The sequence below is a fragment of the Streptomyces sp. NBC_00104 genome (genome assembly GCF_045160825.1).
GTDB lineage: Bacteria > Actinomycetota > Actinomycetes > Streptomycetales > Streptomycetaceae > Streptomyces.
The window spans coordinates 2,859,764-2,885,149 of the sequence record NZ_CP108215.1; the positions used below are offsets into that span (position 1 = coordinate 2,859,764).

Genomic DNA, 25,386 nt, shown 5'->3' on the forward strand with positions numbered 1-25,386 from the left:
TCCCGTCCTTCAGGGGCTACGCCCCTTCAACCCCCCGGTGCGGGTCCGGTGGGGGCTGGTCGCGCAGTTCCCCGCGCCCCTGAGAAGCAGGGGCTGCGCCCCTTGCTTCTTTCTGCGGCCCGATGGCCGCGTCGTCTCCAGGCCCGCAGGGCCTGGTCTTTCAGGGGCGCGGGGAACTGCGCGAGAAGCCCCACCGAACCCGCACCCGCCCCACGACCTCAGTCACCCCGCCCCCGCCCGTCTCCCCATCCACCCCGAAACCCAAAAAACCAAAAACCCACCCGCCCCGAAAGGGGCGGGTGGGTGGGGAACATCCGACACGGAGCGGCGGATCACAGCGACCGGAGCGATACCTCAGCTCTTCTCAGCGGACTCGGCCTTCTTCTTCTCGCCCCCGGAGCCGGAGGCCTCCGCATCCTTCTCGGCCTTCGCATCGGCCTCACCCGAAGGCTCCGCCGACTCCGAGTCCCCGTCGTCCTGCTGCTCGCCCTTCTCCAGGTCCGCCGCGGCAGCACCCTCGTCCCCGTCACCGTCGGAGGCACCCGGCTCGACGACCTCTTCCCGCCCCGGCCGCTTCCGGGCCGACAGGACGATGTAGATCACGGCGAGGATGAAGACGAACAGCGCGGTCCAGTTGTTGAGGCGCAGCCCGAGGATGTGGTGGGCGTCGTCGACCCGCATGTACTCGATCCAGAACCGCCCCGCGCAGTACGAGGCGACGTACAGGGCGAACGCCCGCCCGTGCCCGAGCTTGAAGCGCCGGTCGGCCCAGATGACGAGGACCGCGACACCGATGCACCACAGCGACTCGTAGAGGAAGGTCGGGTGGTAGGTGCCCGGCACCCGCCCGTCCGTGGAGGACGTGATCTCCAGGGCCCACGGCACATCCGTCCGCTCCCCGTACAGCTCCTGGTTGAACCAGTTGCCCCACCGCCCGATCGCCTGCGCCAGGGCGATGCCGGGCGCGACGGCGTCGGCGTACGCGGGCAGCGGGATGCCGCGCCGACGGCACCCGATCCACGCGCCCACCGCCCCGAGGGCGATCGCGCCCCAGATGCCGAGGCCGCCCTCCCAGACCTTGAAGGCGTCCACCCAGTCACGGCCCTCGCTGAAGTACAGCTCGTAGTCCGTGATCACGTGGTAGAGGCGCCCGCCGATCAGACCGAACGGCACGGCCCAGACCGCGATGTCGGCGACCGTGCCGGCCCGTCCGCCCCGCGCGACCCAGCGTTTGTTGCCGAGCCAGACGGCCACGAAGACACCGATGATGATGCAGAAGGCGTAGCCGCGCAGCGGGACGGGACCGAGGTACAGCACCCCGCGCGACGGGCTGGGAATGTAGGCAAGTTCCATGGCAGGGTCGACGCTACCCTGCCGGGCCCGGCCGACGGCAGGCACCCCGGCAACGGGTCCATAACGCCGTACCCCTCCTGCCTTGACGCCCCACGGCCCCCCGCAGCCCCTCGGCTCACACGCGACTCACCCCTGGGCCTTCGCCTCGACCATCTGCTTCAGCTTGGCGGGGGTCATGGACTGGTCCGCGTAGATGTTGGTGCCGTTGAGGAAGACGCTGGGTGTGCCGGAGAAGCCGCCCTTCTGGAAGGCCTCGTTCGACTTGGCGACCCAGCTGTCGTGCGTACCGTCCTCGACGCAGGTGCGGAAGGCGGCGGTGTCCAGCCCGTCCACCTTCTTCGCCAGGTCGAGGAGCTTGGCCTCACTGGCGAAGTCGTCGCTCGTCTCGGCGGGCTGGTTCTGGAAGAGCACGTCGTGGTACGCCGGGAACCTGCCCTCGTTCTGCGCGCACGCCGCGGCGTTGGCGGCCTTGCGGGAGCCGCTGCCGCCCATGTTCCCGTCGATCAGGGTGGCGAGGTGGTACTCGACCTTGAGCTTTCCGGCCTCGGTCAGCTCGTGGACCGTCGAGCGGTAGGCGTCCTCGAAGGACTTGCAGGCCGGGCAGCGGAAGTCCTCCCAGACCGAGAGGGTCGACTTCGCGCCGGTGTCCCCGACGGGAATCGCGAGGCTGTCCTCGCCGTTGGCCCCCGAGGGCGCCACGACCGGGCCCGCGGTGTCGGCGTCGTCGTCCTTGCCGGCGTTCGCCGCGACGACGCCGATCACGGCGGCCAGCCCCAGCACGCACAGCACCGCGGCGCCCACGATCAGCACCCGACGGCGCTTCTCGGCGGCCTTCTGCTTCTCGCGCTCCTCCGCCAGGCGTTCCCGGGCGGTGCGCTTTCCCTCACGGTTCTTCTCGCTCACATCCCGCAGAACGAACCGGGGAGGCGCACCGCGCCTCCCCGATCCCACTTCCACCCGTTCGGGTGAGCGGATGACCCGTTACGTCCAGTGATCCCCGTACGACAAACGGGTGAACGTCACGAGCCCCCTCGGCGCGCCGGGGCACACACCGGTCACGCGCCCCGGCGTACGCCCTTCGCCAGGTCGCCCGCCAGTTCCCGTACGGCGTCCAGACCGGCGGCCTCGTCGGGCGCGTCCAGCATCCGCTTCACGAACGCGGAGCCGACGATCACGCCGTCGGCGAACCCGGCGACCTCCGCGGCCTGCTCGGCGTTGGAGACGCCGAGGCCGACGCAGACCGGCAGGCCCGAGCCCGTGGCCCGGGTGCGTTCCACCAGGTTCTGGGCCTGCGCTCCCACCGATTCCCGGGTGCCCGTGACACCCATCAGCGAAGCCGCGTAGACGAAGCCGCTGCCCGCCGCGGTGATCTCCGCGAGCCGGGCGTCCTTGCTGCTGGGCGCGACCACGAAGACCGTGCCGAGCCCGTGCTTCTCCGCGTGCTCCCTCCACAGCGCCGACTCCTGGACGGGCAGGTCGGGCAGGATGCAGCCCGCGCCGCCCGCCTGAGCGAGCTCGGCCGTGAAGCGCTCGACGCCGTAGCGGTCGATGGGGTTCCAGTACGTCATGACGAGTACGGGCTTCCCGGTGGCCTCGAAGGCCTCCCGGACCGTACGCATCACGTCCGCGATCTTGACGCCGCCGCGCAGGGCGATGTCGTCGGCGGTCTGGATGACGGGACCGTCGAGGACCGGGTCGCTGTGCGGCAGCCCGACCTCGACGACGTCGGCGCCACCCTCGAAGACCGCCTTGATGGCGGCGATACCGCCGTCGACGGTCGGGAACCCGGCCGGCAGATAGGCGATCAGCGCGGACCGCTCCTCCGCCTTGGCGGCGGCGAGGGTGTCACTCAACAGCTGGATGTTCCCGCTCACTTGGCGTCCCCCTCGATCTCGGCGAGATCGGCCGCGTCGGCGGCGACCTCGGCGTCGGCACCGGTTTCGTACAGGCCGAAGTAGCGCGCGGCCGTGTCCATGTCCTTGTCGCCGCGCCCGGACAGGTTGACGACGATCAGCCCGTCCTTGCCCAGTTCCCTGCCGACCTCCAGGGCACCGGCGAGCGCGTGGGCGCTCTCGATGGCCGGGATGATGCCCTCAGTGCGCGACAGCAGACGCAGCGCCTGCATGGCCGCGTCGTCGGTGACCGCGCGGTACTCGCCGCGACCGCTGTCCTTGAGGTACGCGTGTTCGGGGCCGATGCCCGGGTAGTCGAGCCCCGCGGAGATCGAGTAGGGCTCGGTGATCTGCCCTTCCTCGTCCTGCAGGACGTAGGAGCGCGAGCCGTGCAGGATGCCCGGCTCGCCGGCGGTCAGCGTGGCCGCGTGCTCACCGGTCTCGATGCCGTGACCCGCGGGTTCACAGCCGATGAGGCGTACGTCGGCGTCCGGGATGAAGGCGTGGAAGAGCCCGATCGCGTTGGACCCGCCGCCGACACAGGCGACGGCGGCGTCGGGCAGCCGTCCGGCGCGTTCGAGGATCTGCCGCCGTGCCTCGACCCCGATCACCCGGTGGAAGTCGCGGACCATGGCGGGGAAGGGGTGGGGCCCGGCCACGGTCCCGAACAGGTAGTGCGTGCGGTCGACGTTGGCGACCCAGTCCCGGAACGCCTCGTTGATGGCGTCCTTGAGGGTCCGGGAGCCGGACTTCACGGCGACGACCTCGGCGCCGAGCATGCGCATGCGGGCGACGTTCAGGGCCTGCCGCTGGGTGTCGATCTCGCCCATGTAGATCGTGCAGTCGAGGCCGAAGAGCGCGCAGGCCGTGGCGGTGGCGACGCCGTGCTGGCCCGCGCCCGTCTCGGCGATGACCCGTGTCTTGCCCATGCGCTTGGTGAGCAGGGCCTGCCCGAGCACGTTGTTGATCTTGTGCGAACCGGTGTGGTTCAGGTCCTCGCGCTTGAGGAACACCCGCGCGCCACCGGCGTGCTCGGCGAACCGGGGCACCTCGGTGAGCGAACTGGGCCGCCCCGTGTAGTGCACGAGCAGATCGTCGAGTTCACGCGCGAACTCGGGGTCGTGCTTCGCCTTGTCGTACTCCACGGCGACCTCGTCCACGGCGGCGACGAGCGCCTCCGGGATGAACTTGCCGCCGAACGCGCCGAAATACCCCTCGGCACTGGGAACCTGACCCTCGGGGTCGGGAATGAAGAACTCACTGGACATGCGGTTACCTCGCAGGGGCGTAGCCCCGTCGTTGGTCGGACTATGGCTCACAGTGATCACGTACGCGCACGCCGTTCCCCTTCGCCGGAAGCGGGTTCCGAGCAGCGGGAGCGTCCGAACACCGGGCCTCGCCCCGGCAGTCGGGATGCTCCACGGCACCGGGAACGTCCCACGGCACTCGGGACACCCGGAGCGCTCAGGAGGCCCGCAGCGCTCGGGAGGCCCGAGGAGCTCGGGACGGCCGCAGATCCGCGGAAGCCGCCACCCGCCGTCCCGATCCACCCGCCGCGACGGCGGGCTGCCACGGGGCGGCGATCGGCGGTGCCGAACCGGCCGGAAGTGCCCTCACCGATCGCCGGGGACGAAACACCCGGCGTTCACGGAAGGGAGAGGCGGCTCAGCTGCCCGCGGGGAGTCGGCGCGCACGAGTCCGGGGCCATCGCATGCCGTTCACCTGGCCCGGCTCGTCGCCGATGACGTACCGGACCCGGCGCCCGTGGACGCGGCGGGCGGGCGCCCGGCAGCCACGGGGACGGCACCCGCGCGCGAGGCGGGCGTAGGGGTCCCTGGTCGTCATGGAGATCGAGAACATCGGGGCACAGCGTACCGGCCCCGGATCACCCATGTGGGCGACATCGGCCGGCACGGGCGACGAGACCGTGTCCGATGGCGCGTCCGATGCCGCGTCCGACCGCGCGCACCCCGCCGCCCCGGCGGGGGCGAACCCCGGCCGGTCGGCGGCGAAGGCGCGGCTGGTCATGGCCGGGTCAGCCCCGCCCGTGCCGCAGCGCCGGGTGCTCGCCCGCGGCGACGAGGTCGGCGACGGCGGTCTTGGGGTCCTTGCCGGTGACGAGGGACTCGCCCACCAGGACCGCGTCGGCGCCGGCGTTGGCGTAGGCGATGAGGTCGTGCGGGCCCCGCACGCCGGACTCGGCGATCTTGACGATGGAGTCGGGGATCTCGGGGGCGACCCGTTCGAACGTGGTGCGGTCGACCTCGAGGGTCTTGAGGTTGCGCGCGTTGACGCCGATCACACGGGCACCCGCGTCGACCGCGCGTTCGACCTCGTCCTCGTCATGGACCTCGACGAGCGGGGTCAGGCCGATGGACTCGGCGCGCTCGATCAGCGACTCCAGCGCCGGCTGGTCGAGGGCCGCGACGATCAGCAGGACCACATCGGCGCCGTACGCCCGGGCCTCCCACAGCTGGTAGGAGGTGACGATGAAGTCCTTGCGCAGGACGGGGATGTCCACGCGCGCGCGGACGGCCTCCAGATCGGCCAGCGAGCCGCCGAAGCGGCGCTGTTCGGTGAGGACGGAGATGATCGCCGCGCCGCCCGCCTCGTAGTCGGCCGCGAGGCCGGCCGGGTCGGCGATCGCGGCGAGCGCGCCCTTGGAGGGGCTGGACCGCTTGACCTCGCAGATCACCTTGACGCCGTCGCCGCGCAGCGCGGCCACGCCGTCCTTGGCCGCCGGAGCCTTCGCCGCGCGCTCCTTGAGCTCGTCGAGGCTGACGCGCGCCTGCCGCTCCGCGAGGTCGGCACGGACTCCGTCGATGATCTCGTCGAGCACACTCACGCGAGCGGCCCCCTTTCAGACGGTGAAAATCGGTGACAACGTTTGACGGTCATGTATTGACAGTCGAGCGGTTCTCAGGGTTCAGGCAGTTCACTGCGATGGTATCCGGAGGAAGGCGTAGGCCTCGCATCCGGTTGACGGCGGTCCCACTACCTGGACGTTCGCCGTTTGATCAAGGATGCAGCCAGCCACCGAACGGCAAGTTCCGGACAACCGTGAAGACCAGCGCCAACGCGCCGATCGACCACATGTGGACAGGGCCGAACCGGAGGCGCAGGGGTCGCCCGCGCGCCGCATGGACCACCCAGACGGTCCACAGCACCGCGAAGCCCAGGAAGCCCGCCACGGCCAGCGCGTTGTCGGTGACGGCGGTCGCGATGTCCCCGTGGGCGAAGGCGTGCGCACTGCGCAGGCCGCCGCAGCCGGGGCAGTAGAGGCCGGTGAAACGCCACAGCGGGCAGACCGGGTAGTGGCCGGGCTCGTTGGGGTCCACGGCCGCGACGTACGCGAAGGCACCGCCGACGGCCGCGAGTACTGCGGCGGGCACCCAGAGCCCGCCCCACGCGCGGCCCGTGTCGCGGCCACGGCCCGCGTCGACGGCGGTCGCATCGGCCGTTCCGGTACGCGGCGGTGGCGCGGCGGGCTGAGTCTCGGCGTTCACACACCGCATTCTGCCCCGCGCGGGGCGTACGCGCGCGAGAGGGGCGCCCCGGCGATGGTGCCGGACGCCCCTCACCCGGAAGTCAGCTCTTGGCGCCGGCCGGCTCGGGGGTCGTCGCGGCGGCGGTGCGTACCGTCGCCGTCTCGTACACGGCGTGTGCGTCCTTCGGCTGGCCCATGCCCATGGCGCGCATGACCATGCCGACGACGCCGCCGAGGACGACGATGACCATGCCGGCCCAGAATCCCAGCGGCTGGGCCATCACCATGTAGGCGCCCGAGACGCAGAAACCGATGAAGGCGATGGTGACGCCGGTCCAGGCGGCCGGGGTGTGACCGTGGCTGCTGCCCGCCATGACTTGCTCCTCGTTGTTCATTGCGTGGTGCTCGATGCGTGTCGCTCGATGCCTGTGCTGAGTCGGACGCTCGTCGTCCATTGTCCCGTACGTGTACGAGTGCCTTGAGCGGGGGTGTCCACTCCCGCTTCCCGCCCCCCAGGCCCTAGGCCGGGTCGGGGCCCGTGGGGTCCTCACCTCGGTCCAGGGCCTTCCACATGTCCTCGGGCCGGTCGGGGTCGACGGGCTTGGCCTTGCGGGGCCGGGGGGTGCCGTCGCGCTCGTAGCGGCCGGACATCGTGGGCCACAGGCGTCCGTAGCGGAGCGCGAGCAGCCCGGCGAGCAGGATGAGCGCGCCGCCGACGGCCGCGACGTACGGCCAGCCGGTGTGGCTGAGCGCGTCGACGGTCGCGGCGCTGTCGCCGGAGGCCTCGGCCGCCTTGTCGTCGAGCGCCGAGCTGTCGTACGCGCCGAGCAGCGCGGCGGCGATCGTGCCCGCGCCGGAGAGGGCGAGCAGGACGGCGACCAGGACGCGCCCGGACCGGCGTACGGCGAAGACGGCGACGAGCGCGGCGAGGCCCACTATGGCCAGGGACGCCGGCACGCCCGTGACGTCGCTGCCCCTGACGGTCAGCGGGAAGGGGCCGCCGGCCACCGTGATGGTGCCCTCCGACCAGCGCTGACGGGTGGCGAGCAGCACGACGGCCGCGCCGAGGGCACCGCTGAGCAGCGCCAGGGCGAGGCTGCGCCGGCCGGAGCGGAGAGACGCGGGTTCGGATCGGGGGTGAGGTACTGCGGTCACGTGGTCCACTATCGCCTGCCCCCCGGGTGGGTTGTCACCCGGGGTTGACGTGAGAAGCGCCCTATTGTCCGAGTCGGTTGGCCGTGTGCACCGCGCGCAGGACCGCCGCGGCCTTGTTGCGGCACTCGGTGTCCTCGGCTACGGGGTCGGAGTCGGCGACGATGCCGGCGCCGGCCTGGACGTACGCCGTGCCGTCCCGCAGGAGGGCCGTGCGGATGGCGATGGCGGTGTCGGAGTCGCCCGCGAAGTCGAGATAGCCGACGCAGCCGCCGTAGAGGCCCCGGCGGGACGGCTCCAGTTCGTCGATGATCTGCATGGCGCGCGGCTTCGGGGCTCCGGAGAGGGTGCCGGCGGGGAAGCAGGCGGTCAGGACGTCGAAGGCCGTCCGGCCCGGCGCGACCCTGCCGGTGACGGTGGACACGATGTGCATCACGTGCGAGTACCGCTCGACGGACATGAAGTCGACGACCTCGACCGAGCCCGGTTCGCAGACCCGGCCCAGGTCGTTGCGGCCCAGGTCGACGAGCATCAGGTGCTCGGCGCGCTCCTTGGGGTCGGCGAGCAGTTCGTCGGCGAGGGCCTGGTCCTCCTGCGGGGTCGCGCCCCGGTGCCGGGTGCCGGCGATGGGGTGGACCATGGCCTGCCCGTCCTCGACCTTGACCAGGGCCTCGGGGGAGGACCCGACGACGTCGAAGCCGTCGAACCGGAACAGGTACATGTACGGGGAGGGGTTGGTCGCCCGGAGGACCCGGTAGACGTCCAACGCGCTTGCCGTGCACGGCGTTTCGAAGCGCTGCGAGGGGACGACCTGGAAGGCCTCGCCGGCCCGGATGCGCTCCTTGATGTCCTCGACGGCCTCCTGGAAGTCGGGGCCGCCCCACAGCGCGGTGTACTCGGGCAGCTCGGAGGGCGGGAGGGCCGCCGGGGGCTGGGCGACGGGCCGGGCGAGGTCGGTCTGCATGGCGTCGAGGCGGGCGACGGCGTCGGCGTAGGCCTCGTCGACGCCGGTGTCCAGGTCGTTGTGGTTGATGGCGTTGGCGATCAGCAGGACCGAGCCCTCCCAGTGGTCCATGACCGCCAGGTCGCTCGTCAGCAGCATGGTCAGCTCGGGCAGCCGGAGGTCGTCCCGCTCGCCGGGGCCGATCTTCTCCAGGCGGCGCACGATGTCGTAGCCGAGGTAGCCGACCATGCCGCCGGTGAAGGGCGGCATGCCCTCCTGGTGGGGGGTGTGGAGCGCCTCGATGGTGGCGCGCAGCGCGGCCAGGGGGTCGCCGTCCGCCGGGACGCCGACGGGCGGGGTGCCGAGCCAGTGGGCCTGGCCGTCGCGGGCGGTGAGGGTGGCGTGGCTGCGGACGCCCACGAAGGAGTAGCGAGACCATTTGAATGCCGTGCGGCCGTTCTCCGCCGACTCCAGGAGGAACGTACCGGGGCGCTCGGCGGCGAGCTTGCGGTAGAGCCCGACCGGGGTGTCGCCGTCGGCGAGGAGCTTGCGGCTGACGGGGATGACCCGGCGGTCGGTGGCCAGCTTGCGGAACGTCTCGAGGTCCATGGCGGCTGACCTTACTGATCCAGTGACGGTACGTCGGAATCGGCGCCGCCCTCGACGGCCTTGAGGACGTCCTCGTCGAAGCAGGTGCGGGCGCCGGTGTGGCAGGCGGCGCCGACCTGGTCGACCTTGACGAGGACGGTGTCGGCGTCGCAGTCCAGGGCGACGGACTTCACCCACTGGAAGTGGCCGGAGGTGTCGCCCTTCACCCAGTACTCGCGGCGGCTGCGCGACCAGTACGTGCAGCGCCCGGTGGTGAGCGTGCGATGCAGGGCCTCGTCGTCCATCCAGCCGAGCATGAGCACCTCACCGGTGTCGTACTGCTGGGCGATGGCGGGCAGGAGCCCGTCGGCGCCGCGCTTGAGGCGCGCGGCGATCCGGGGGTCCAGCGCGCTGGGAGTGCCGGGGCCGGTGGGGACTCCGGGACTACGGGGGCTGCTGGAGGACGGCGTGCTGGTCATGCGTGCCATTGTGCCGCGCCGCGTCGACCGGCCTCGCCCGTTGTCCACAGGCCGGACCTTCTTGTCGTACGAACGGCAACCCGCCCCCGCATCCTCTGTTCCGCATCCCCTGTTCCGCTGTTCCGCATCCCCTGTTCCGCATCGCCACCACGCACCGCCACGACGCATCGGCCGGGACCTGCGCTGGGCGGAGCGGCGGTCCGGTCGTAGGCTGGCTGACATGTCGACCCATGCCAAGCGTGAACGGCTTCTCTTCGCCGACCTGTTGGAGACAGCGGGCCCTGATGCTCCCACCCTGTGCGAGGGCTGGACGACCCGTGATCTGGCCGCGCACGTGGTGGTGCGCGAGCGCCGCCCCGACGCCGCCGGGGGCATCCTCATCAAGCAGCTCGCGTCGCGCCTGGACCGGGTGATGGAGGAGTTCGCCGCGAAGCCGTACGAGGAGCTGATCCAGCTCGTGCGTACCGGTCCGCCGCGTTTCTCGCCCTTCTCCCTCAAGCAGATCGACGAGGCGTCGAACACGATCGAGTTCTATGTCCACTCCGAGGACATCCGCCGCGCCCAGCCCGACTGGTCCCCGCGCGAACTCGACCACGTCTTCCAGGACGCCCTCTGGTCCCGTCTGGAGCGCACCGCCCGCCTCATGGGCCGCGGCGCCCCCACCGGTCTGGTCCTGCGCCGCCCCGACGGCCAGACCGCGGTGGCCCACCGCGGCGCCCCCGTCGTCACCGTCACCGGCGAGCCCTCCGAGTTGCTGCTGTTCCTGTACGGCCGCCAGCAGGTGGCCGACGTGGAACTGGAGGGCGAGAAGGACGCGATCGCCAAGCTGCACGAGACGAAGCAACTGGGGATCTGAACGTCGGGGATCCGAGCGTGGGGATCCGAGCCGGGCCGCCGTATGCCCGACCCGGCGCGGGCCCGCCGTATGGCCGGGTCCCGCGTACGGCGGCCCGCCGTACGCCCGACCCGGCGGAAAGCCCCGGCCTCCCTCAGGCGGCCGGGGCTCGAACGGAGCGGAGCGCGACGTCACCGCACAGGGTGGCCCGCCCCCCGCAGCGCGTCCTTGACCTCGCCGATGCGCAGGTCGCCGAAGTGGAAGACGGAGGCGGCGAGGACGGCGTCGGCGCCCGCCTCGATGGCCGGGGAGAAGTCCGCCAGCTTGCCGGCGCCGCCGGAGGCGATGACGGGGACGGTGACGTGCTTGCGGACGGCGGTGATCATCTCCAGGTCGTAGCCGTCCTTGGTGCCGTCCGCGTCCATCGAGTTGAGCAGGATCTCGCCGGCGCCCAGTTCGGCGGCCCGGTGGGCCCACTCGACGGCGTCGAGGCCGGTGCCCTTGCGGCCGCCGTGGGTGGTGACCTCGAAGGATCCGGATTCGGTCCGGCGGGCGTCGACCGAGAGCACCAGCACCTGGCGGCCGAACCGCTCGGCGATCTCACGGATCAGCTCGGGACGGGCGATCGCCGCCGTGTTGACGCCGACCTTGTCCGCGCCCGCGCGCAGGAGCTTGTCCACGTCCTCGGCCGTGCGGACGCCGCCGCCGACCGTCAGCGGGATGAAGACCTGCTCGGCGGTGCGGCGCACCACGTCGTAGGTCGTCTCGCGGTTGCCCGACGAGGCGGTGATGTCGAGGAACGTCAGCTCGTCGGCGCCCTCGGCGTCGTACACCTTGGCCATCTCGACGGGGTCGCCCGCGTCGCGCAGGTTCTGGAAGTTCACGCCCTTGACGACCCGGCCGTTGTCCACGTCCAGGCAGGGGATGACTCGGACCGCCAGGGTCATGAGATCCACGGCTCCTTAAAAGACCTGAGAAAGGCCTAACCTCTGAATGCTTCGACTTCTACTTCGACAAGGATGCGCGGGTCGACGAAACCGTCCACGACCAGCAGGGTCGCGGCCGGACGCACCGGGTCGAAGAGTTCCTTGTGGGCCCGCCCCACCTCTTCGACGTCCCGCATGTGCGTCAGGTACATCCGCGTACGGATCACGGACTCCGCCCCGAGTCCGAACTCGCCGAGCGCCTCGATCGCGCTGGTGAAGGCCACCTTGGCCTGCTCGTACGGGTCGCCCTCCCCGTACAGCACATCGCCCTTGAAGGCCGTGGTGCCCGCCACCAGGACGCGATCGCCCGCCGCGACGGCCCGCGCGGAACCGAAGGACTCCTCCCAGGGATTCCCGCTCTGCACCCGCCGCACGGCTTCGGACGCTTCGGACGTCATGACGACACAGCCTCCAGGGCCTCTTCCAGGGTGAACGCCTTCGCGTACAGGGCCTTCCCGACGATGGAGCCCTCGACACCGAGAGGCACCAGCTCGGCGATGGCGCGCAGGTCGTCGAGGGACGAGACGCCGCCGGACGCCACGACCGGACGGTCCGTGGCGGCGCACACATTGCGCAGCAGTTCCAGGTTGGGGCCCTGGAGGGTGCCGTCCTTGGCGATGTCCGTGACGACGTAGCGGGCGCAGCCCTCCTTGTCGAGGCGCTCCAGCGTCTCGTAGAGGTCGCCGCCGTCGCGGGTCCAGCCGCGGCCGCGCAGGGTCGTGCCCTTCACGTCCAGGCCCACCGCGATCTTGTCGCCGTGTTCGGCGATGACCTTGGCGACCCACTCGGGGGTCTCCAGGGCGGCGGTGCCGAGGTTGACCCGGGTGCAGCCGGTGGCCAGGGCCTTCGCCAGGGAGGCGTCGTCCCGGATGCCTCCGGACAGCTCGACCTTGATGTCCATCGCCCGGGTGACCTCGGCCACCAGCTCACGGTTGTCGCCGGTGCCGAACGCGGCGTCCAGGTCGACCAGGTGCAGCCACTCGGCGCCCGCGCGCTGCCAGGAGAGGGCGGCCTCCAGCGGGGAGCCGTAGGAGGTCTCGGTGCCGGACTCGCCGTGGACGAGCCGGACCGCCTGGCCGTCACGGACGTCGACGGCGGGAAGGAGTTCGAGCTTTGCCATGGCTACAGGGTTCCGATCCAGTTGTTCAGCAGCTGCGCTCCGGCGTCGCCGGACTTCTCGGGGTGGAACTGGGTGGCCCACAGGGCGCCGTTCTCCACGGCCGCCACGAAGGGCTTGCCGTGCGTCGACCAGGTGACCTTGGGGGCGGTCAGGGTGGGGTTGTGCGTCTCCAGGGACCAGTCGTGGACGGCGTAGGAGTGCACGAAGTAGAAGCGGGCGTCGGTGTCCAGGCCGGCGAACAGGGTCGTGTCGGCCGGGGCGTCGACGGTGTTCCAGCCCATGTGGGGCACGATCTCGGCCTGGAGCGGCTCGACCGCGCCGGGCCACTCGTCGAGGCCCTCGGTCTCCACGCCGTGCTCGATACCGCGCGCGAAGAGGATCTGCATGCCGACGCAGATGCCCATCACCGGACGGCCGCCGGAGAGCCGGCGGTCGATGATCCAGTCGCCGCGCGCCTCCTTCAGCCCCTTCATACAGGCGGCGAACGCGCCGACGCCGGGCACCAGCAGCCCGTCCGCGTTCATGGCCCTGTCGAAGTCACGCGTTATCTCGACCTCGGCCCCCGTGCGCGCGAGGGCGCGCTCGGCGGACCTCACGTTCCCGAAGCCGTAGTCGAAGACGACCACTTTCTTGGACGCCGTGCTCAATTCCACACCTCCAGCCGCATGATGCCCGCGACAAGACACATCGCGGCGCCGATCGAGAGCAGTGTGATCAGGCTTTTCGGCATCTGCTGCTTGGCGAACGAGATGATCCCGCCGACCAGGAAGAGGCCGACGACGATCAGGACGGTGGAGAGCCCGTTCACAGCGCGCCCTTCGTGGAGGGCAGGATGCCGACCGCGCGCGGGTCGCGCTCGGAGGCGTAGCGCAGCGCCCGGGCCAGCGCCTTGAACTGGCATTCGACGATGTGGTGCGCGTTGCGCCCGTACGGCACGTGCACGTGCAGCGCGATCTGCGCCTGCGCGACGAAGGACTCCAGGATGTGCCGGGTCATCGTGGTGTCGTACTCGCCGATCATCGGCGCCATCTTCTCGGGCTCGGTGTGCACGAGGTAGGGGCGGCCGGACAGGTCGACGGTGACCTGGGCGAGGGACTCGTCCAGCGGGACCGTGCAGTTGCCGAAGCGGTAGATGCCCACCTTGTCGCCGAGGGCCTGCTTGAAGGCGGCGCCCAGCGCGAGGGCGGTGTCCTCGATGGTGTGGTGGGAGTCGATGTGCAGGTCACCGTCGGTCTTCACGGTCAGGTCGAACAGACCGTGGCGGCCGAGCTGGTCGAGCATGTGGTCGTAGAAGCCGACCCCGGTGGAGATCTCCGTCCTGCCCGTGCCGTCGAGATTGATCTCGACGAGGACCGACGTCTCCTTGGTGGTCCGCTCCACGCGTCCTACGCGGTTCATGCGCTCTGCTCCTTCTTCAAATCACGTACCGCGTCGAGGAACGCGTCGTTCTCGGCGGGAGTTCCGGCGGTGACCCGCAGCCATCCCGGTACGCCGTTGTCCCGGACCAGGACGCCCCGGTCGAGGATCCTCCGCCAGACCTCGTGCGCGTCCTCGAACCTGCCGAACTGCACGAAGTTGGCGTCGGAGTCGGTCACCGCGTAGCCGATGGCTCGCAGCTCGGCGACCAGCCGGTCCCGCTCCGTCTTCAGCTGTTCGACATAGCCGAGGAGGGTGTCGGTGTGCTCCAGGGCGGCCAGCGCGGTCGCCTGGGTGACGGCGGAGAGGTGGTACGGCAGCCGTACGAGCTGGACGGCGTCCACGACCGCCGGGTGCGCGGCGAGATAGCCGAGGCGCAGACCGGCCGCGCCGAAGGCCTTGGACATCGTCCGCGAGACGACGAGGTTCGGCCGTCCGTCGAGCAGCGGCAGCAGCGAGCCGCCGTGACTGAACTCGATGTACGCCTCGTCCACCACGACCATCGACGGCTTGGCCGCCTGGGCCGCCTCGTACAGGGCGAGCACGGTCTCCCCTGAGACCGCGTTGCCCGTGGGGTTGTTGGGGGTGGTGATGAAGACGACGTCCGGCCGGTGCTCGGCGATGGCCTTCTCGGCGGCGGCGAGGTCGATCGTGAAGTCGTCGTTGCGGGGACCGGAGATCCAGCCGGTGCCCGTGCCGCGCGAGATCAGCCCGTGCATCGAGTACGACGGTTCGAAGCCGATCGCGGTACGGCCGGGGCCGCCGAAGGTCTGCAGGAGTTGCTGGATGACCTCGTTGGAGCCGTTGGCCGCCCAGACGTTTGCCGGATCGACCCCGTATCCGGACGTCTTCGTCAGATACTCGGCGAGCCGCGTCCGCAGCTCCACCGCGTCCCGGTCCGGGTAGCGGTTGAGGTGCCGGGCCGCGTCCCGCACCCGCTCGGCGATCCGCTCGACCAGTGCCTCGGGCAGGGGGTAGGGGTTCTCGTTGGTGTTGAGGCGTACGGGGACGTCGAGCTGGGGCGCGCCGTAGGGGCTCTTGCCACGCAGTTCGTCGCGTACGGGGAGATCGTCGATTCCGAAGCTCACTTGCCAGGTACCTTCCAACCGAACCTTGCCTTGATCGCCGCGCCGTGCGCGGGCAGGTCCTCCGCCTCCGCCAGCGTCACCACGTGGTGCGCGACCTCGGCCAGCGCGTCCTTCGTGTAGTCGACGATGTGGATGCCGCGCAGGAAGGACTGGACGGACAGACCGGAGGAGTGGCAGGCGCAGCCGCCGGTCGGGAGGACGTGGTTGGAGCCGGCCGCGTAGTCGCCCAGCGAGACCGGCGCCCAGGGGCCGATGAAGATCGCGCCCGCGTTGACGACGCGCTCGGCCACCTCCTGAGGACGAGCCGTCTGGATCTCCAGGTGCTCGGCGCCGTACGCGTTGACGACCCGCAGGCCCTCGTCGACGCCGTCGACCAGGACGATCGCGGACTGCCGGCCCGCGAGCGACGGACGAATCCGGTCCTCGATGTGCTTGGTGGCCTCGACCTGCGGCTCCAGCTCCTTCTCGACGGCGTCGGCGAGGGCGACGGAGTCGGTGACGAGCACGGCGGCCGCGAGCGGATCGTGCTCGGCCTGGCTGATCAGGTCGGCGGCGACGTGCACCGGGTCGGCGGTGTCGTCCGCGAGGACCGCGATCTCGGTCGGGCCCGCCTCGGAGTCGATGCCGATGACCCCGGTGAAGTACCGCTTGGCGGCGGCCACCCAGATGTTGCCCGGCCCGGTGACCATGGGGGCGGGCGGGCAGGACTCGGTGCCGTACGCGAACATCGCGACGGCGGTGGCGCCACCGGCCGCGTACACCTCGTCGACGCCGAGCAGTGCGCAGGCGGCGAGGATCGTGGGGTGCGGGAGGCCGTCGAACTCCGCCTGCGCCGGGGAGGCGAGGGCGATCGACGGGACTCCGGCCTCCTGGGCCGGGACCACGTTCATGATCACGGAGGAGGGGTACACCGACCGGCCGCCGGGGGCGTAGAGACCGACACGCTCGACCGGCACCCACTTCTCGGTGACCGTGCCGCCGGGGACGACCTGGGTGGTGTGCGTGGAGCGGCGCTGCTCCCGGTGGACGATGCGGGCGCGGCGGATCGACTCCTCCAGGGCCGCGCGGACGGCCGGGTCGAGCTGTTCCAGCGCCCCCGTGATTGCCTCGGCCGGGACCCGTACGGAGGTCAGGCGTACCCCGTCGAACTTCTCCGCGAAGTCGATCAGCGCCGCGTCGCCCCGATGATGCACGGCCTCGCAGATCGGCCGCACCTTCTCCAGGGCGGCCGAGACGTCGAAGTCGGCTCGGGGCAGCAGGTCGCGCAGGGCGGGTCCCTCGGGGAGGGCTTCGCCGCGCAGATCGATTCGGGAGATCACAGGGCCAATTCTCTCAGACCCGCGCAGGCGGCCGTCCGCGCGTTCCAATGGCTGATACGGGCCCGCGCGGGAACCCGGAAGATCCTCTTCACGTCTTGTGTTCAGGGTGTGACTCAGCGGGCATCACCAGCGTAAACAGTTGCGTGATACACGCGAGTACGGAGGACGGGGGAAGGAAGAGCAGTGAGCGAGGGTGCCGGCCTCCGGGACGACGGAGACCTGCCGGAGGACCTGACCGCCGCCGAAGCGGGCATGTGGCAGGCGTTCCGCAATGGCAGCGTGTACGACCTGCGCGACGGGGACATCACCGTGGACGATCCGCACGGCGGCCATCCCTGGGGGCCCGAGCGGACCGTCCGGGCCCGGATCGTGGCCTGGCTGCTGCTGGACGGGCCGCCCGCGCTGGCCGGCCGGGTGTCCGCGCTGAAGCTGGTCGGCGTCCAGATCAAGGACGTCCTGGAGCTCGCGGGCGGCCAGGTGGTGCCGTACGTGGAGTTGAAGGGCTGCCGGTTCGAGAAGGAGATCCTGCTGCCGGAGACCCGGTTCACGACCTTACGGCTGGTGGACTGCTCGGTGCCCCGGCTGGAGGCGGCCCGGCTGCACACGGAGGGCGATCTGCATCTGCCGCGCTGCCGGTTCCACAACGGGGTGCGGCTCGCGGACGCGCAGATCGGCACCGACCTGCTGCTGAACCAGGCGGTGGTCTACCGCGACCGGCACGGCCGCTCGCTGTCCGCCGACGGACTGACCGTCGCCCAGGACGTACAGGCCGAGATGCTGGAGTCGCACGGGGAGCTGAGCCTGCGCGGAGCGACCGTCGGCGCCTCGCTCAGCCTGCGCGGCAGCCGGCTCGCCAACCCCTACGGCCGCCTCGCCCTGAACGCGCCCCAGCTGACCGTCGAGCGCACCCTCTATCTGACCCCGGCCGGCCTCGGCAATCCGCTGCACACCAGCGGGAGCACACCCGCGCGCGGCACCCGCGTCCAGCGGTTCGAGTGCCAGGGCGGGATCCGGCTGGACGACGGGCGGTTCGGTGACTCCGTCGACCTGGAGCGGGCCCGGTTCACCTTCACGGATGAGCAGGAGCTCTCACTGCGCCGCGTCCAGGTGCCCGAGCTGCGCTTCCTCGGTGAGAGGCCCGAGCGCGGCAAGGTCGTCCTGTCGGGGGCCCGGGTCGGCGTCCTGGTCGACAAGTCGGAGAGCTGGCCCGGCCCCGGCAACCTCCACATGGGCGGCTTCCAGTACGAGACCCTCGTACCGCGCGACCGGTTCCCGCTGGCCAGGCGGCTTGAGTGGGTGGCGGCGGCGACCGCCGAGTACAGCCCGGAGCCGTACGAGCGGCTGGCGACCGTGCTGCGGGCCGGCGGGGACGACGAGGGTGCCCGTGAGGTGCTCCTCGCCAAACAGCGCCACCGGCGGGAGAACCTGCCGCTCGCGGCCAAGCTCTGGGGTTACGCGCAGGACTGGACGGTCGCGTACGGGTACCGGCCGGGCCGGGCCGCGGTGTGGATGGCGGTGCTGTGGGCGCTGACCTCGTACGCCTTCTCGCACGCCGACCATCCGCCGATGAAGAGCGGCGAGCACCCGCACTGGAGCGCGTCCCTGTTCGCCCTGGACCTGCTGCTGCCGATCGTCGATCTCGGCCAGGTCGGCTACTGGCAGCTGCGCGGCGGCTGGCAGTGGCTGGCGGCTGTGGTGATCATCCTGGGCTGGATCCTCGCGACGACGGTGGCGGCGGGCGCCACCCGCCTCCTGAGCAGGAACTGACCGATTCCGCCCGGGAACCGACCGCCCGTCCGGACCTTAATCTGGGCGGCAGACAACCTGAATCACCTTCCCGCCGTCTTGATACCGAAACCATCGATGACGAATCCACGATGACGAATCCACGATGGTGAGAACCCGATCCGTGAGAGCGGCGCCGGCTCAGGGCCCTTCTGATGGATCTCCGTGGAGGAAGGAGCGGCGTTCGGTGCGTGCGATCGACGTGCGGCGCGGAGGGTCATGTGGCGGAGCCACCTGTCCCTTCGCACCGCGCGGCGAGCGTGCGTGCCGGGCGTCGCGACGCCACGGAGATCCATCAGAAGGGCCCTAGGCGCAAGGAGGTGCCTGGCGCCATGGGTCCGCTGCGCGCACTCGTCCGTACCGCCCGGATGGCACGCCACACCTCACGGCTCGCCGCCGGTCTGCCCGACGACGACGAGGTACTGCTCGACGCCCCCGACGAGCGGCTCGGGCCCGCGCTGGTGGCTGCCGGACGCGGTGAGTACGCGCCCGCGGCGAAGCTGCTGGCGACCACCCGGGAGGCCGCCGAGTGGGAGAACCGCGACCGGTACGCGCTGCGGCTCACCGCCTTCGCCCACACGCGCGGCGAGTGGCTGCGGGCCTGGCAGGCGGCCGCCCCGCACGACCCGGACGTCCTGCTGATCAAGGCCGAGCTGGCGGTGGCCCGCGGCTGGCACTCCCCCGCCCGGGTCGAACTGCTGCGCGAGGTGGGTCCGCTGATCGCCGCGGCCGCCGAGGCCGAGCCGCGTGACCCCGTGCCCTGGCGGATCGCCCTCGACCACGCCCGCGGCACGGGCCTCGGCCACTCCGGCTTCGAGCGGCTGTGGGCGGAGGCGGTCCGCCGCTCCCCGCACCACTACGGCTGCCATGTCTCGGCCCTGAAGTATCTGTCCGCCTCCTGGTACGGCTCGCACCGCGAGTGCTTCGACTTCGCCGAGCGGGCCGCCGAGGACGCGCTTCCCGGCTCCCTCGTCCGGGCCCTGCCGGTGCGGGCGGTCTTCGCGTACCTCGCCGAGGGCGGCGGGGCCGTGATCCCCCGCGCGCGCCTGGACGAGGCGGCGGACGGCGCGATCGCGCTCTCCGCCGAGTACGGGCCCGGCGACCCTTGGCCGGCCGAGGTCCGCAACCTGCTGACCTATGTCCTGGTCCGGCTGGAGCGCTGGCCGGACGCCCTGACCCAGTTACGCATGATCGGCCCGTACGCCACGTCCTTTCCCTGGGACCGGGTGTCGGACGATCCGCTGGGCCAGTTCCTCCAGCTGCGCGACGGCGTGCGGCTGGAAGTGGCGTGCTCGATCCCGCTCCGCGCACGGCCGGAGAGGCCGGCGCGGGCCGAAGGGTAGCTCTCCCGAGGGTCACCAAACGAGTACGGACGAACGCGTGCGCCCCGACGACCATTAGGCTCTGGCCTCGTGACCACCGTCCGGCTGCCGCTCTTCCCCCTGAACTCGGTGTTGTACCCGGGGCTCGTGCTTCCTCTGAACATCTTCGAGGAGCGCTATCGCGCCATGATGCGCGAGCTGCTGAAGACCCCCGAGGACCAACCCCGCCGCTTCGCCGTCGTCGCCATCCGCGACGGCCACGAGGTCGCGCCGAGCGCCCCCGGCATGCCGGATCCGACCGCCCTGCCCGACCGGGGCCCGACCGCCGGCTTCGGCGACGAACCGACGAAGGCGTTCCACTCCGTGGGCTGCGTCGCGGACGCGGCCACCATCCGGGAGCGCGACAACGGCACGTTCGAGGTCCTCGCGACCGGTACCACCCGTGTGCGCCTGCTCTCCGTGGACGCCTCGGGTCCCTTCCTCGTGGCGGACCTGGAGGAACTGCCGGAGGACGCGGGCGACGAGGCGGGCGCGCTCGCCGAGGGCGTCCTGCGGGCGTTCCGCCAGTACCAGAAGCGCCTCGCGGGCGCCCGGGAGCGGTCCCTGTCGACGGGGGCGGACCTCCCGGACGAGCCGGCCGTGGTCTCGTACCTGGTCGCCGCGGCGATGATGCTCGACACCCCCGCCAAGCAGCGGCTTCTGCAGGCCCCGGACACCGCGTCCCGTCTGCGCGACGAGCTGAAACTCCTGCGCGCCGAGTCCGCCATCATCCGTAGTCTGCCGTCGTTGCCCGCGTCGGAGCTGACGCGGAGCCCGACGAGCCTCAACTGACGTACACGAGAAGGCCGATGGCGAAGAAGTCGAAGAAGCAGCAGGCGGGCGGCACGCCCGCGACGGTGGCCCTGAGCGCGGCGGGCGTGGAGTTCACCGTGCACGCCTACGAGCACGATCCGGCGCATCCGTCCTACGGGGAGGAGGCGGCCGAGGCGATGGGCGTGTCCCCCGAGCGGGTCTTCAAGACGCTGGTGGCGGACGTCGACGGCGCGCTGGTGGTCGCGGTCGTTCCGGTGGCGGGTTCGCTGGACCTGAAGTCGCTGGCGACGGCGGTCGGCGGCAAGCGCGCGGCGATGGCCGATCCCACCCTCGCGGAGCGCACGACGGGCTATGTCCGGGGCGGCATCTCCCCGCTCGGCCAGCGCAAGAAGCTCCGCACGGTGCTGGACGTGTCGGCGGACGCCCACGACACGATCTGCGTCTCGGCCGGGCGCCGGGGCCTGGAGGTCGAACTGTCCCCGCAGGATCTTCTGAAGCTCACGGAAGCGGTGGCGGCGCCGATCGCTCGCGTGTGACGCCGCCGGGTCAGTGCGTTGTCGGGTGCGGGCCCGGTGGGGGCTGGTCGCGCAGTTCCCCCACCCCTGAAAAGCAGGGGCCTGAATCATTCAGGGGCGCGGGGAACTGCGCGAGAAGCCCCACCGGGCCCGCACCCGCCAACGCACCAGAACCCCCGAGCTACCAGGCGCCCAGGAGGTCACGCGACCGGCGCGCCGTACCCGTCCTTGGGCTGCTCCGGTTCGAACGGCTCAGGGTCCCGCGGCCCGAACAACGCGGTCAGTCCGAGATGCACGAGCAACCCCGCCAGCGGCCAGGCCAGCAGCGCGCCCTTCGCGCCGAGCTTGAGCGGCGCCGAGAACGTCACCCCCTGCCCGACCTCCTTCGCCCGTGCCGCGACATCGGTCTCGGGCCCGAGCCACACGCCGAGCCGCCACGCCAGCACGGCCCCCAGCAGCCCGCCGACCGTGAGCGCCACGACGAGGGGCACCCCGCCGCGCCGGCGCAGCAGGAAGACGACGAGCGCGCTGAGCGCGCCGGCGCCCAGGGCCAGCAGTGTGAACGTTCCGTCGACACCGGCGGCCTGTTCGCCCTCGGTGTCCTTGAAGTAGACCGCCGACCCGTCGGAGACGAGCGGTACGTGCGGCGCGAGCCACCACCACAGGACGCCCAGGAGCGCACCGCCGAGCAGGGCCATGACCGCGGTGACGACGGCGGCCTCGATCAGTTCGGTCCTCAGTCCGGGGCCCGCCGGCTTCTCCGGCTCGTACCAGAGATCCGCCTCGCCCCCACCGCCGGTGGGCGGGGGAGCCCAGGGGTCGTTCGGGGAGTGGTTGTGCGGCGGCGGAGGAGGAGTCAACGGTGCGGTCACTCTGCCATCGTGCCAGGCGCGGCGGTGCGCCGCGTCACCGGACAGCGGCCCGCCGGTACGCCCAGGTGGCGACCGCGAGCGAGACGACCCCGACCCCCGCGCACACCGCGAGGTCACCGAGCACGAACGCCCAGTCGGGGTTCGGCTCGAACGTCCGCGCGAAGGCATCCACGCCGTAGGTGGACGGCAGCAGGTCCCGCGCGAACCGGATGAAACCCGGCATCCGGTCGGCCGGCAGCACGCCCAGCAGCAGCGCCGCCGACATGCCCAGCTGCCCGAGCACGGTGGCGAGCTCGGGGCGCGGGGCGAGCAGGCCCAGCGCGGCGCCCAGCCCGGCGAGCGCGGCCCCGGCGAGCGGGATCACGGCGGCGAGCAGCCAGAGGTGGGTCAGCGGCAGCCCGAAGAGCACACAGCCGAAGACGGCGGTCACGACCGTCCCCGGCACGGTGAAGGAGGCGTACGCCCCCGCCGCGCCCAGCACCACCGCCGCCGGCGGCACCGGCAGCGTCGCGTAGTGGTCGAGCCCGCCGCTGGACCGCAGCTGCCCGAAGTACTGGGCCAGCAGGTTCAGCGCGACGAAGGCGACGACGAGCACCGCCGAACCGGCGACCACGGCATGCGCCTCGGCCCCGCCGTCCACCACTCCGCGCATCAGGATCATGATCCCGATCGACTGGAAGGTGGCCACGAACAGCAGCGGGATCCGCGCGACCCGCGCCCGGGAGAGCTGCGCCCGGTACACCGCGCAGAGCGACGGCCATAGGCGCGCGCGGGGCCCGAGCTCGGCGGCTCCGCGCGGCACACGCTCCTCTACGGCCAGGGCGCTGCCCGGCAGGATCTCGGCGGGTACGACACTCACGTCGAGCTGCTCCTCTTCGCCTCGGCTGTCGCCCATTTTCGTACGGCTTCGGCAGCCCTGCCGTTCACATCCGCACCGACTGTTCTCCGGCTCACGCCCGCGTCCCTCACCCCTTGACCAGTCCCTGCACGCTGCCCGCGCTGCCGCCGAGCGCCAGGTAGACGTCCTCCAGGCTCGGGGTCGCGAGGGTGAAGTCGTCGAGCGCCACGAAGGCGGCGCCCCCGGTCACGGTGGCCACCACCGCGCGCGCCTCCTCCGGCGCGAGCCGGAGCGTCCAGCGGCGCCCGGACTCCACGGCGCGCGGGCGCAGCGCGGCGACCTCGGGCACGTCCAGCGGTGCCTTCTCCCGCCACACCAGGTCGACGCGCACCTCGCCCGCGACCTGCTCCTTCAGTCCGGCCGGGGTGTCGCAGGCGATGACCCGCCCCTGGTCGAGGACGGCGACCCGGTCGAGCACGGTCTCCGCCTCGATGACGTTGTGGGTGACCAGCAGGACGGTGGTGCCGGACTCGGCGCGCCGCCGGTCGACGGCGGCCCACACAGCCCGCCGGGCCACCGGGTCCATGCCGCTGGTCGGCTCGTCGAGCACGAGCAGGGGCCGCTCCCCGACGAGCGCGGTGGCGAAACAGGCGAGCCGCCGCTGGCCGCCGGACAGCTTCTTGAGCGGCCGGGCGGCGAGCCCGGTCAGCCCCAGCTCCTCCAGCACCGCGTCCCGCTCGGCCCGCGCCCGCCGTACCTCCAGTCCGCGCAGCCGCCCGGTGGTCTCCGCGGCGAGCGCCACGGTCAGCTCGTCCAGGGCGGTCGACTCCTGCCCCAGATAGGCGAGGATCCGAGAGGCCCGCTCGGGATGGCGCACGATGTCGTGGCCCAGGATGTCGACGGTGCCGTCGTCGGGCCGCATCAGCCCGGTCAGCTGCCGTACGAGAGTGGTCTTGCCCGCGCCGTTGGGCCCGAGCAGCCCGAAGATCTCCCCGCGCCGGACCTCCAAGGCCACCGCGTCGTTGGCCCGCACCTCGGGAGTCCCCGGCGTACCCCGCCGTCCCCGCGTCGCCGGATACGTCTTCGTGAGCCCCCGCACAGCACACACGACATCCCCACCATGCCGGACCGCCTGTGCCGTACGCGTACTCACGAGGGACGAGCCTACGGGGTCCCGGGGGCCGATTTCCCTCCGGGGCGTCCAGCCGCTCCCTCAAGGGGCGCGGGGAACCGCGCGACCAGCCACGACCGAACCCGCGGCCGCCCGCGAACAGTCGGCCCGGAGCTGTCAGGCGCCCCTACCGCTCCCCCGCCGGTGCGTGCTCCGCCCCGGTCCGCACATCGATCTCCCGCCAGAACCCGGCCCGAATCGCGTACCGGTCATGCTCATCGATCTGATCGTCCTTGTGCGCCAGCAGCCCGAACCGTGCCGCGTACCGCAACAACTCCCCGTCCACCCGGTGCGGCACCCGCGGATACATCCCCGACAGCTTCTGCAGATGCGACTGATCGGTCAGCCGGGCCATCCACCGCCGGGCGAACACCTGCCCGACCTCGAAGGGGTCGCCCCCGACCGTCGTGATGTCCTCCTCCCGGTCGGCCCATCGCTGCTCCGCCGTCGTCAGCTGCGCCAGCGTCGGCATCGCCGACGCTTCAGGCGGCTCCGTCGCGCCCCCGGGCCGGTCCACCCACCCCTTGTCGGAGGACCACCGCAACGTGGCCGTCGCCGGATGCTGCACGGCATGCGTTCCGGGCCCGCGCATGGCCGCCAGATCCTTCGGCGTCGGTACGCCCTTGGGCGCGGCCGCCCGCTCCTCGCTCCCGTTGCGCGCGGCGTCGGCCGCCGAGGCGTGCTCGGGTTCCACGGCCGGCCGCTCGGTGGCCGCGAGGGCCGACTCGGGCAGCGGCGCCGACAGGATCGCGGCGATCTCCGGCCGCGGCACCGACTGCGGTGCGCAGACCCCGCCGAGGTCCTTGGCCCGTACGGCCTTGGTGATCCACATCCGGTCGAGCACGCGCCGCTCGTCGGCCTCGGCGACCAGGTCCTCGGACTGGTTGTAGTCGCCGTCGGCGGCCTGCACGGCCCACAGGTGTACGGCGACGCCGTGCTCCTTGGCGGCCATCATGCCCGGCAGCAGATCCCCGTCGCCGGTCACCAGGACCACGTCGGAGCAGGCGCCGTTGCGGGCCAGTTCGGTCAGCTCGGCGTGCATGGCGGCGTCCACGCCCTTCTGCGCCCACCGCCCGTCACTCCGGGTCAGCGCGCCCAGCCGGACGGTCACCCGGGGCATCACGCGCAGCCTGCGGTGCTCGGGCTGCGGGACGCGGTCGGGGGCGCCGTCGAACCAGTAGATGCGCAGCAACGGCCGCTCGGTGTCGGCCTCGGCGCGCTCGCGCAGCCCCTGGATGAGGGCGGCGTGATCGACGGTGATGCGGGAGCGGGAGGGTTCCCCGGCGAGGAGGCTGGCGGCCGCGCCGAGCAGATACCCGGCGTCCACCAGGACGATGCAGCGGTCCACGCGATCCACCCTCTTTCCGGGAGGTTTGCTTCGGGCTTCCTTCGAGTCTGCCCGACCACGCGGA

General features: G+C 71.9%; 28 protein-coding genes. 5 read left to right on the forward strand and 23 right to left on the reverse strand.

Going from position 1 to position 25,386, the window contains the following annotated elements; genetic code table 11:
* Positions 1 to 354 precede the first annotated feature (354 nt).
* The 11 genes from lgt to hisI form a co-directional block, all read right to left on the reverse strand.
* Positions 355 to 1,353, reverse strand: coding sequence for a prolipoprotein diacylglyceryl transferase (gene lgt, locus OG272_RS12360; protein WP_326583494.1), 999 nt, complete (start codon positions 1,351 to 1,353; stop codon positions 355 to 357).
* A gap of 126 nt (positions 1,354 to 1,479) precedes the next feature.
* On the reverse strand, positions 1,480 to 2,256 hold the full coding sequence (locus tag OG272_RS12365) for a thioredoxin domain-containing protein (protein WP_327730186.1): 777 nt from the start codon (positions 2,254 to 2,256) through the stop codon (positions 1,480 to 1,482).
* A gap of 152 nt (positions 2,257 to 2,408) precedes the next feature.
* Complete coding sequence (trpA, locus tag OG272_RS12370) at positions 2,409 to 3,227, reverse strand: tryptophan synthase subunit alpha (RefSeq protein ID WP_405893282.1); 819 nt, start codon at positions 3,225 to 3,227, stop codon at positions 2,409 to 2,411.
* Entirely contained in the window at positions 3,224 to 4,513 is a 1,290-nt protein-coding gene (gene trpB / locus OG272_RS12375) for a tryptophan synthase subunit beta (protein ID WP_326583491.1), read from the reverse strand. Before trpB ends, trpA begins: the two co-directional genes overlap by 4 nt.
* A 397-nt stretch (positions 4,514 to 4,910) precedes the next feature.
* The gene (trpM, locus tag OG272_RS12380) at positions 4,911 to 5,105 is read right to left on the reverse strand and encodes a tryptophan biosynthesis modulator TrpM (protein ID WP_405896012.1); all 195 of its coding nucleotides are present in this window, start codon (positions 5,103 to 5,105) and stop codon (positions 4,911 to 4,913) included.
* Between the two features lie 175 nt (positions 5,106 to 5,280).
* Positions 5,281 to 6,090, reverse strand: coding sequence for an indole-3-glycerol phosphate synthase TrpC (gene trpC, locus OG272_RS12385; RefSeq protein WP_326583490.1), 810 nt, complete (start codon positions 6,088 to 6,090; stop codon positions 5,281 to 5,283).
* 172 nt (positions 6,091 to 6,262) lie between these two features.
* Entirely contained in the window at positions 6,263 to 6,760 is a 498-nt protein-coding gene (locus OG272_RS12390) for a DUF2752 domain-containing protein (RefSeq protein ID WP_326583489.1), read from the reverse strand.
* Between the two features lie 73 nt (positions 6,761 to 6,833).
* On the reverse strand, positions 6,834 to 7,106 hold the full coding sequence (locus OG272_RS12395) for an HGxxPAAW family protein (RefSeq protein ID WP_326583488.1): 273 nt from the start codon (positions 7,104 to 7,106) through the stop codon (positions 6,834 to 6,836).
* A gap of 145 nt (positions 7,107 to 7,251) precedes the next feature.
* The gene (locus tag OG272_RS12400) at positions 7,252 to 7,896 is read right to left on the reverse strand and encodes a TIGR02234 family membrane protein (RefSeq protein WP_326583487.1); all 645 of its coding nucleotides are present in this window, start codon (positions 7,894 to 7,896) and stop codon (positions 7,252 to 7,254) included.
* A gap of 52 nt (positions 7,897 to 7,948) precedes the next feature.
* Positions 7,949 to 9,436, reverse strand: coding sequence for an anthranilate synthase component I (locus OG272_RS12405; RefSeq protein WP_326583486.1), 1,488 nt, complete (start codon positions 9,434 to 9,436; stop codon positions 7,949 to 7,951).
* 11 nt (positions 9,437 to 9,447) lie between these two features.
* Positions 9,448 to 9,894 (reverse strand): phosphoribosyl-AMP cyclohydrolase, encoded by a 447-nt coding sequence (hisI, locus tag OG272_RS12410; RefSeq protein WP_327730184.1) that lies wholly within the window; start codon positions 9,892 to 9,894, stop codon positions 9,448 to 9,450.
* A 220-nt stretch (positions 9,895 to 10,114) separates the two neighbouring features.
* On the opposite strand from hisI, the gene OG272_RS12415 reads away from it, so the two are divergent.
* Positions 10,115 to 10,750: a TIGR03085 family metal-binding protein gene (locus OG272_RS12415; protein WP_326583484.1), complete on the forward strand. Its 636-nt coding sequence runs from the start codon at positions 10,115 to 10,117 to the stop codon at positions 10,748 to 10,750.
* Between the two features lie 170 nt (positions 10,751 to 10,920).
* On the opposite strand, the gene hisF is transcribed toward OG272_RS12415, so the two are convergent.
* From hisF to hisD, 8 genes are read right to left on the reverse strand one after another with little or no spacing between them, the layout of a single operon-like run.
* Positions 10,921 to 11,676, reverse strand: a complete 756-nt coding sequence (gene hisF, locus OG272_RS12420) for an imidazole glycerol phosphate synthase subunit HisF (protein ID WP_326583483.1) — start codon at positions 11,674 to 11,676, stop codon at positions 10,921 to 10,923.
* A 35-nt stretch (positions 11,677 to 11,711) separates the two neighbouring features.
* A complete protein-coding gene (locus OG272_RS12425; RefSeq protein WP_326583482.1) occupies positions 11,712 to 12,113 on the reverse strand; it encodes a RidA family protein in 402 nt (133 codons plus the stop codon).
* Positions 12,110 to 12,835, reverse strand: a complete 726-nt coding sequence (gene priA, locus OG272_RS12430; RefSeq protein ID WP_327730182.1) for a bifunctional 1-(5-phosphoribosyl)-5-((5-phosphoribosylamino)methylideneamino)imidazole-4-carboxamide isomerase/phosphoribosylanthranilate isomerase PriA — start codon at positions 12,833 to 12,835, stop codon at positions 12,110 to 12,112. Before priA ends, OG272_RS12425 begins: the two co-directional genes overlap by 4 nt.
* 2 nt (positions 12,836 to 12,837) lie before the next feature.
* Entirely contained in the window at positions 12,838 to 13,488 is a 651-nt protein-coding gene (hisH, locus tag OG272_RS12435; RefSeq protein WP_326583480.1) for an imidazole glycerol phosphate synthase subunit HisH, read from the reverse strand.
* Positions 13,479 to 13,643, reverse strand: a complete 165-nt coding sequence (locus tag OG272_RS12440) for a hypothetical protein (protein WP_326583479.1) — start codon at positions 13,641 to 13,643, stop codon at positions 13,479 to 13,481. Before OG272_RS12440 ends, hisH begins: the two co-directional genes overlap by 10 nt.
* Positions 13,640 to 14,233: an imidazoleglycerol-phosphate dehydratase HisB gene (hisB, locus tag OG272_RS12445; protein WP_326583478.1), complete on the reverse strand. Its 594-nt coding sequence runs from the start codon at positions 14,231 to 14,233 to the stop codon at positions 13,640 to 13,642. The genes OG272_RS12440 and hisB overlap by 4 nt, the downstream gene beginning before the upstream one ends.
* Entirely contained in the window at positions 14,230 to 15,339 is a 1,110-nt protein-coding gene (locus tag OG272_RS12450) for a histidinol-phosphate transaminase (RefSeq protein ID WP_405893285.1), read from the reverse strand. Before OG272_RS12450 ends, hisB begins: the two co-directional genes overlap by 4 nt.
* A complete protein-coding gene (hisD, locus tag OG272_RS12455) occupies positions 15,336 to 16,658 on the reverse strand; it encodes a histidinol dehydrogenase (RefSeq protein ID WP_327730180.1) in 1,323 nt (440 codons plus the stop codon). Before hisD ends, OG272_RS12450 begins: the two co-directional genes overlap by 4 nt.
* Positions 16,659 to 16,841: 183 nt before the next feature.
* Between hisD and OG272_RS12460 the strand changes: the two genes are divergently transcribed.
* From OG272_RS12460 to ybaK, 4 genes are all read left to right on the forward strand, one after another.
* The gene (locus tag OG272_RS12460; protein ID WP_327730179.1) at positions 16,842 to 18,425 is read left to right on the forward strand and encodes an oxidoreductase; all 1,584 of its coding nucleotides are present in this window, start codon (positions 16,842 to 16,844) and stop codon (positions 18,423 to 18,425) included.
* A 350-nt stretch (positions 18,426 to 18,775) separates the two neighbouring features.
* The gene (locus tag OG272_RS12465) at positions 18,776 to 19,786 is read left to right on the forward strand and encodes a hypothetical protein (protein WP_405893287.1); all 1,011 of its coding nucleotides are present in this window, start codon (positions 18,776 to 18,778) and stop codon (positions 19,784 to 19,786) included.
* 69 nt (positions 19,787 to 19,855) lie between these two features.
* Positions 19,856 to 20,596 carry an LON peptidase substrate-binding domain-containing protein gene (locus tag OG272_RS12470; RefSeq protein WP_326583473.1) on the forward strand — a complete coding sequence of 247 codons (741 nt, stop codon included), beginning with the start codon at positions 19,856 to 19,858 and terminating at the stop codon, positions 20,594 to 20,596.
* A gap of 17 nt (positions 20,597 to 20,613) precedes the next feature.
* Positions 20,614 to 21,114, forward strand: a complete 501-nt coding sequence (ybaK, locus tag OG272_RS12475) for a Cys-tRNA(Pro) deacylase (RefSeq protein ID WP_327730177.1) — start codon at positions 20,614 to 20,616, stop codon at positions 21,112 to 21,114.
* Between the two features lie 179 nt (positions 21,115 to 21,293).
* Here the strand turns inward: ybaK and OG272_RS12480 are convergent, their stop codons facing one another.
* The 4 genes from OG272_RS12480 to OG272_RS12495 all read right to left on the reverse strand — a co-directional run bounded on the left by OG272_RS12480 (position 21,294) and on the right by OG272_RS12495 (position 25,322).
* Complete coding sequence (locus tag OG272_RS12480) at positions 21,294 to 21,965, reverse strand: DUF2567 domain-containing protein (RefSeq protein WP_326583471.1); 672 nt, start codon at positions 21,963 to 21,965, stop codon at positions 21,294 to 21,296.
* Between the two features lie 34 nt (positions 21,966 to 21,999).
* Positions 22,000 to 22,824 carry an ABC transporter permease gene (locus OG272_RS12485; RefSeq protein WP_405893290.1) on the reverse strand — a complete coding sequence of 275 codons (825 nt, stop codon included), beginning with the start codon at positions 22,822 to 22,824 and terminating at the stop codon, positions 22,000 to 22,002.
* A 106-nt stretch (positions 22,825 to 22,930) separates the two neighbouring features.
* Complete coding sequence (locus OG272_RS12490) at positions 22,931 to 23,956, reverse strand: ABC transporter ATP-binding protein (RefSeq protein WP_326583469.1); 1,026 nt, start codon at positions 23,954 to 23,956, stop codon at positions 22,931 to 22,933.
* Between the two features lie 145 nt (positions 23,957 to 24,101).
* Positions 24,102 to 25,322 (reverse strand): NYN domain-containing protein, encoded by a 1,221-nt coding sequence (locus OG272_RS12495; protein WP_326583468.1) that lies wholly within the window; start codon positions 25,320 to 25,322, stop codon positions 24,102 to 24,104.
* Between the last annotated feature and the right edge of the window lie 64 nt (positions 25,323 to 25,386).

Bases quoted from the DNA above. Each gene is read 5' to 3' on its own strand.
- lgt (WP_326583494.1), bottom strand. From the start codon at position 1,353: ATGGAACTTGCCTACATTCCCAGCCCGTCGCGCGGGGTGCTGTACCTC.
- trpB (WP_326583491.1), bottom strand. From the start codon at position 4,513: ATGTCCAGTGAGTTCTTCATTCCCGACCCCGAGGGTCAGGTTCCCAGT.
- trpM (WP_405896012.1), bottom strand. From the start codon at position 5,105: ATGTTCTCGATCTCCATGACGACCAGGGACCCCTACGCCCGCCTCGCG.
- OG272_RS12390 (WP_326583489.1), bottom strand. From the start codon at position 6,760: ATGCGGTGTGTGAACGCCGAGACTCAGCCCGCCGCGCCACCGCCGCGT.
- OG272_RS12395 (WP_326583488.1), bottom strand. From the start codon at position 7,106: ATGGCGGGCAGCAGCCACGGTCACACCCCGGCCGCCTGGACCGGCGTC.
- OG272_RS12405 (WP_326583486.1), bottom strand. From the start codon at position 9,436: ATGGACCTCGAGACGTTCCGCAAGCTGGCCACCGACCGCCGGGTCATC.
- hisI (WP_327730184.1), bottom strand. From the start codon at position 9,894: ATGACCAGCACGCCGTCCTCCAGCAGCCCCCGTAGTCCCGGAGTCCCC.
- OG272_RS12415 (WP_326583484.1), top strand. From the start codon at position 10,115: ATGTCGACCCATGCCAAGCGTGAACGGCTTCTCTTCGCCGACCTGTTG.
- hisF (WP_326583483.1), bottom strand. From the start codon at position 11,676: ATGACCCTGGCGGTCCGAGTCATCCCCTGCCTGGACGTGGACAACGGC.
- OG272_RS12425 (WP_326583482.1), bottom strand. From the start codon at position 12,113: ATGACGTCCGAAGCGTCCGAAGCCGTGCGGCGGGTGCAGAGCGGGAAT.
- priA (WP_327730182.1), bottom strand. From the start codon at position 12,835: ATGGCAAAGCTCGAACTCCTTCCCGCCGTCGACGTCCGTGACGGCCAG.
- hisB (WP_326583478.1), bottom strand. From the start codon at position 14,233: ATGAACCGCGTAGGACGCGTGGAGCGGACCACCAAGGAGACGTCGGTC.
- OG272_RS12465 (WP_405893287.1), top strand. From the start codon at position 18,776: ATGGGTCCGCTGCGCGCACTCGTCCGTACCGCCCGGATGGCACGCCAC.
- ybaK (WP_327730177.1), top strand. From the start codon at position 20,614: ATGGCGAAGAAGTCGAAGAAGCAGCAGGCGGGCGGCACGCCCGCGACG.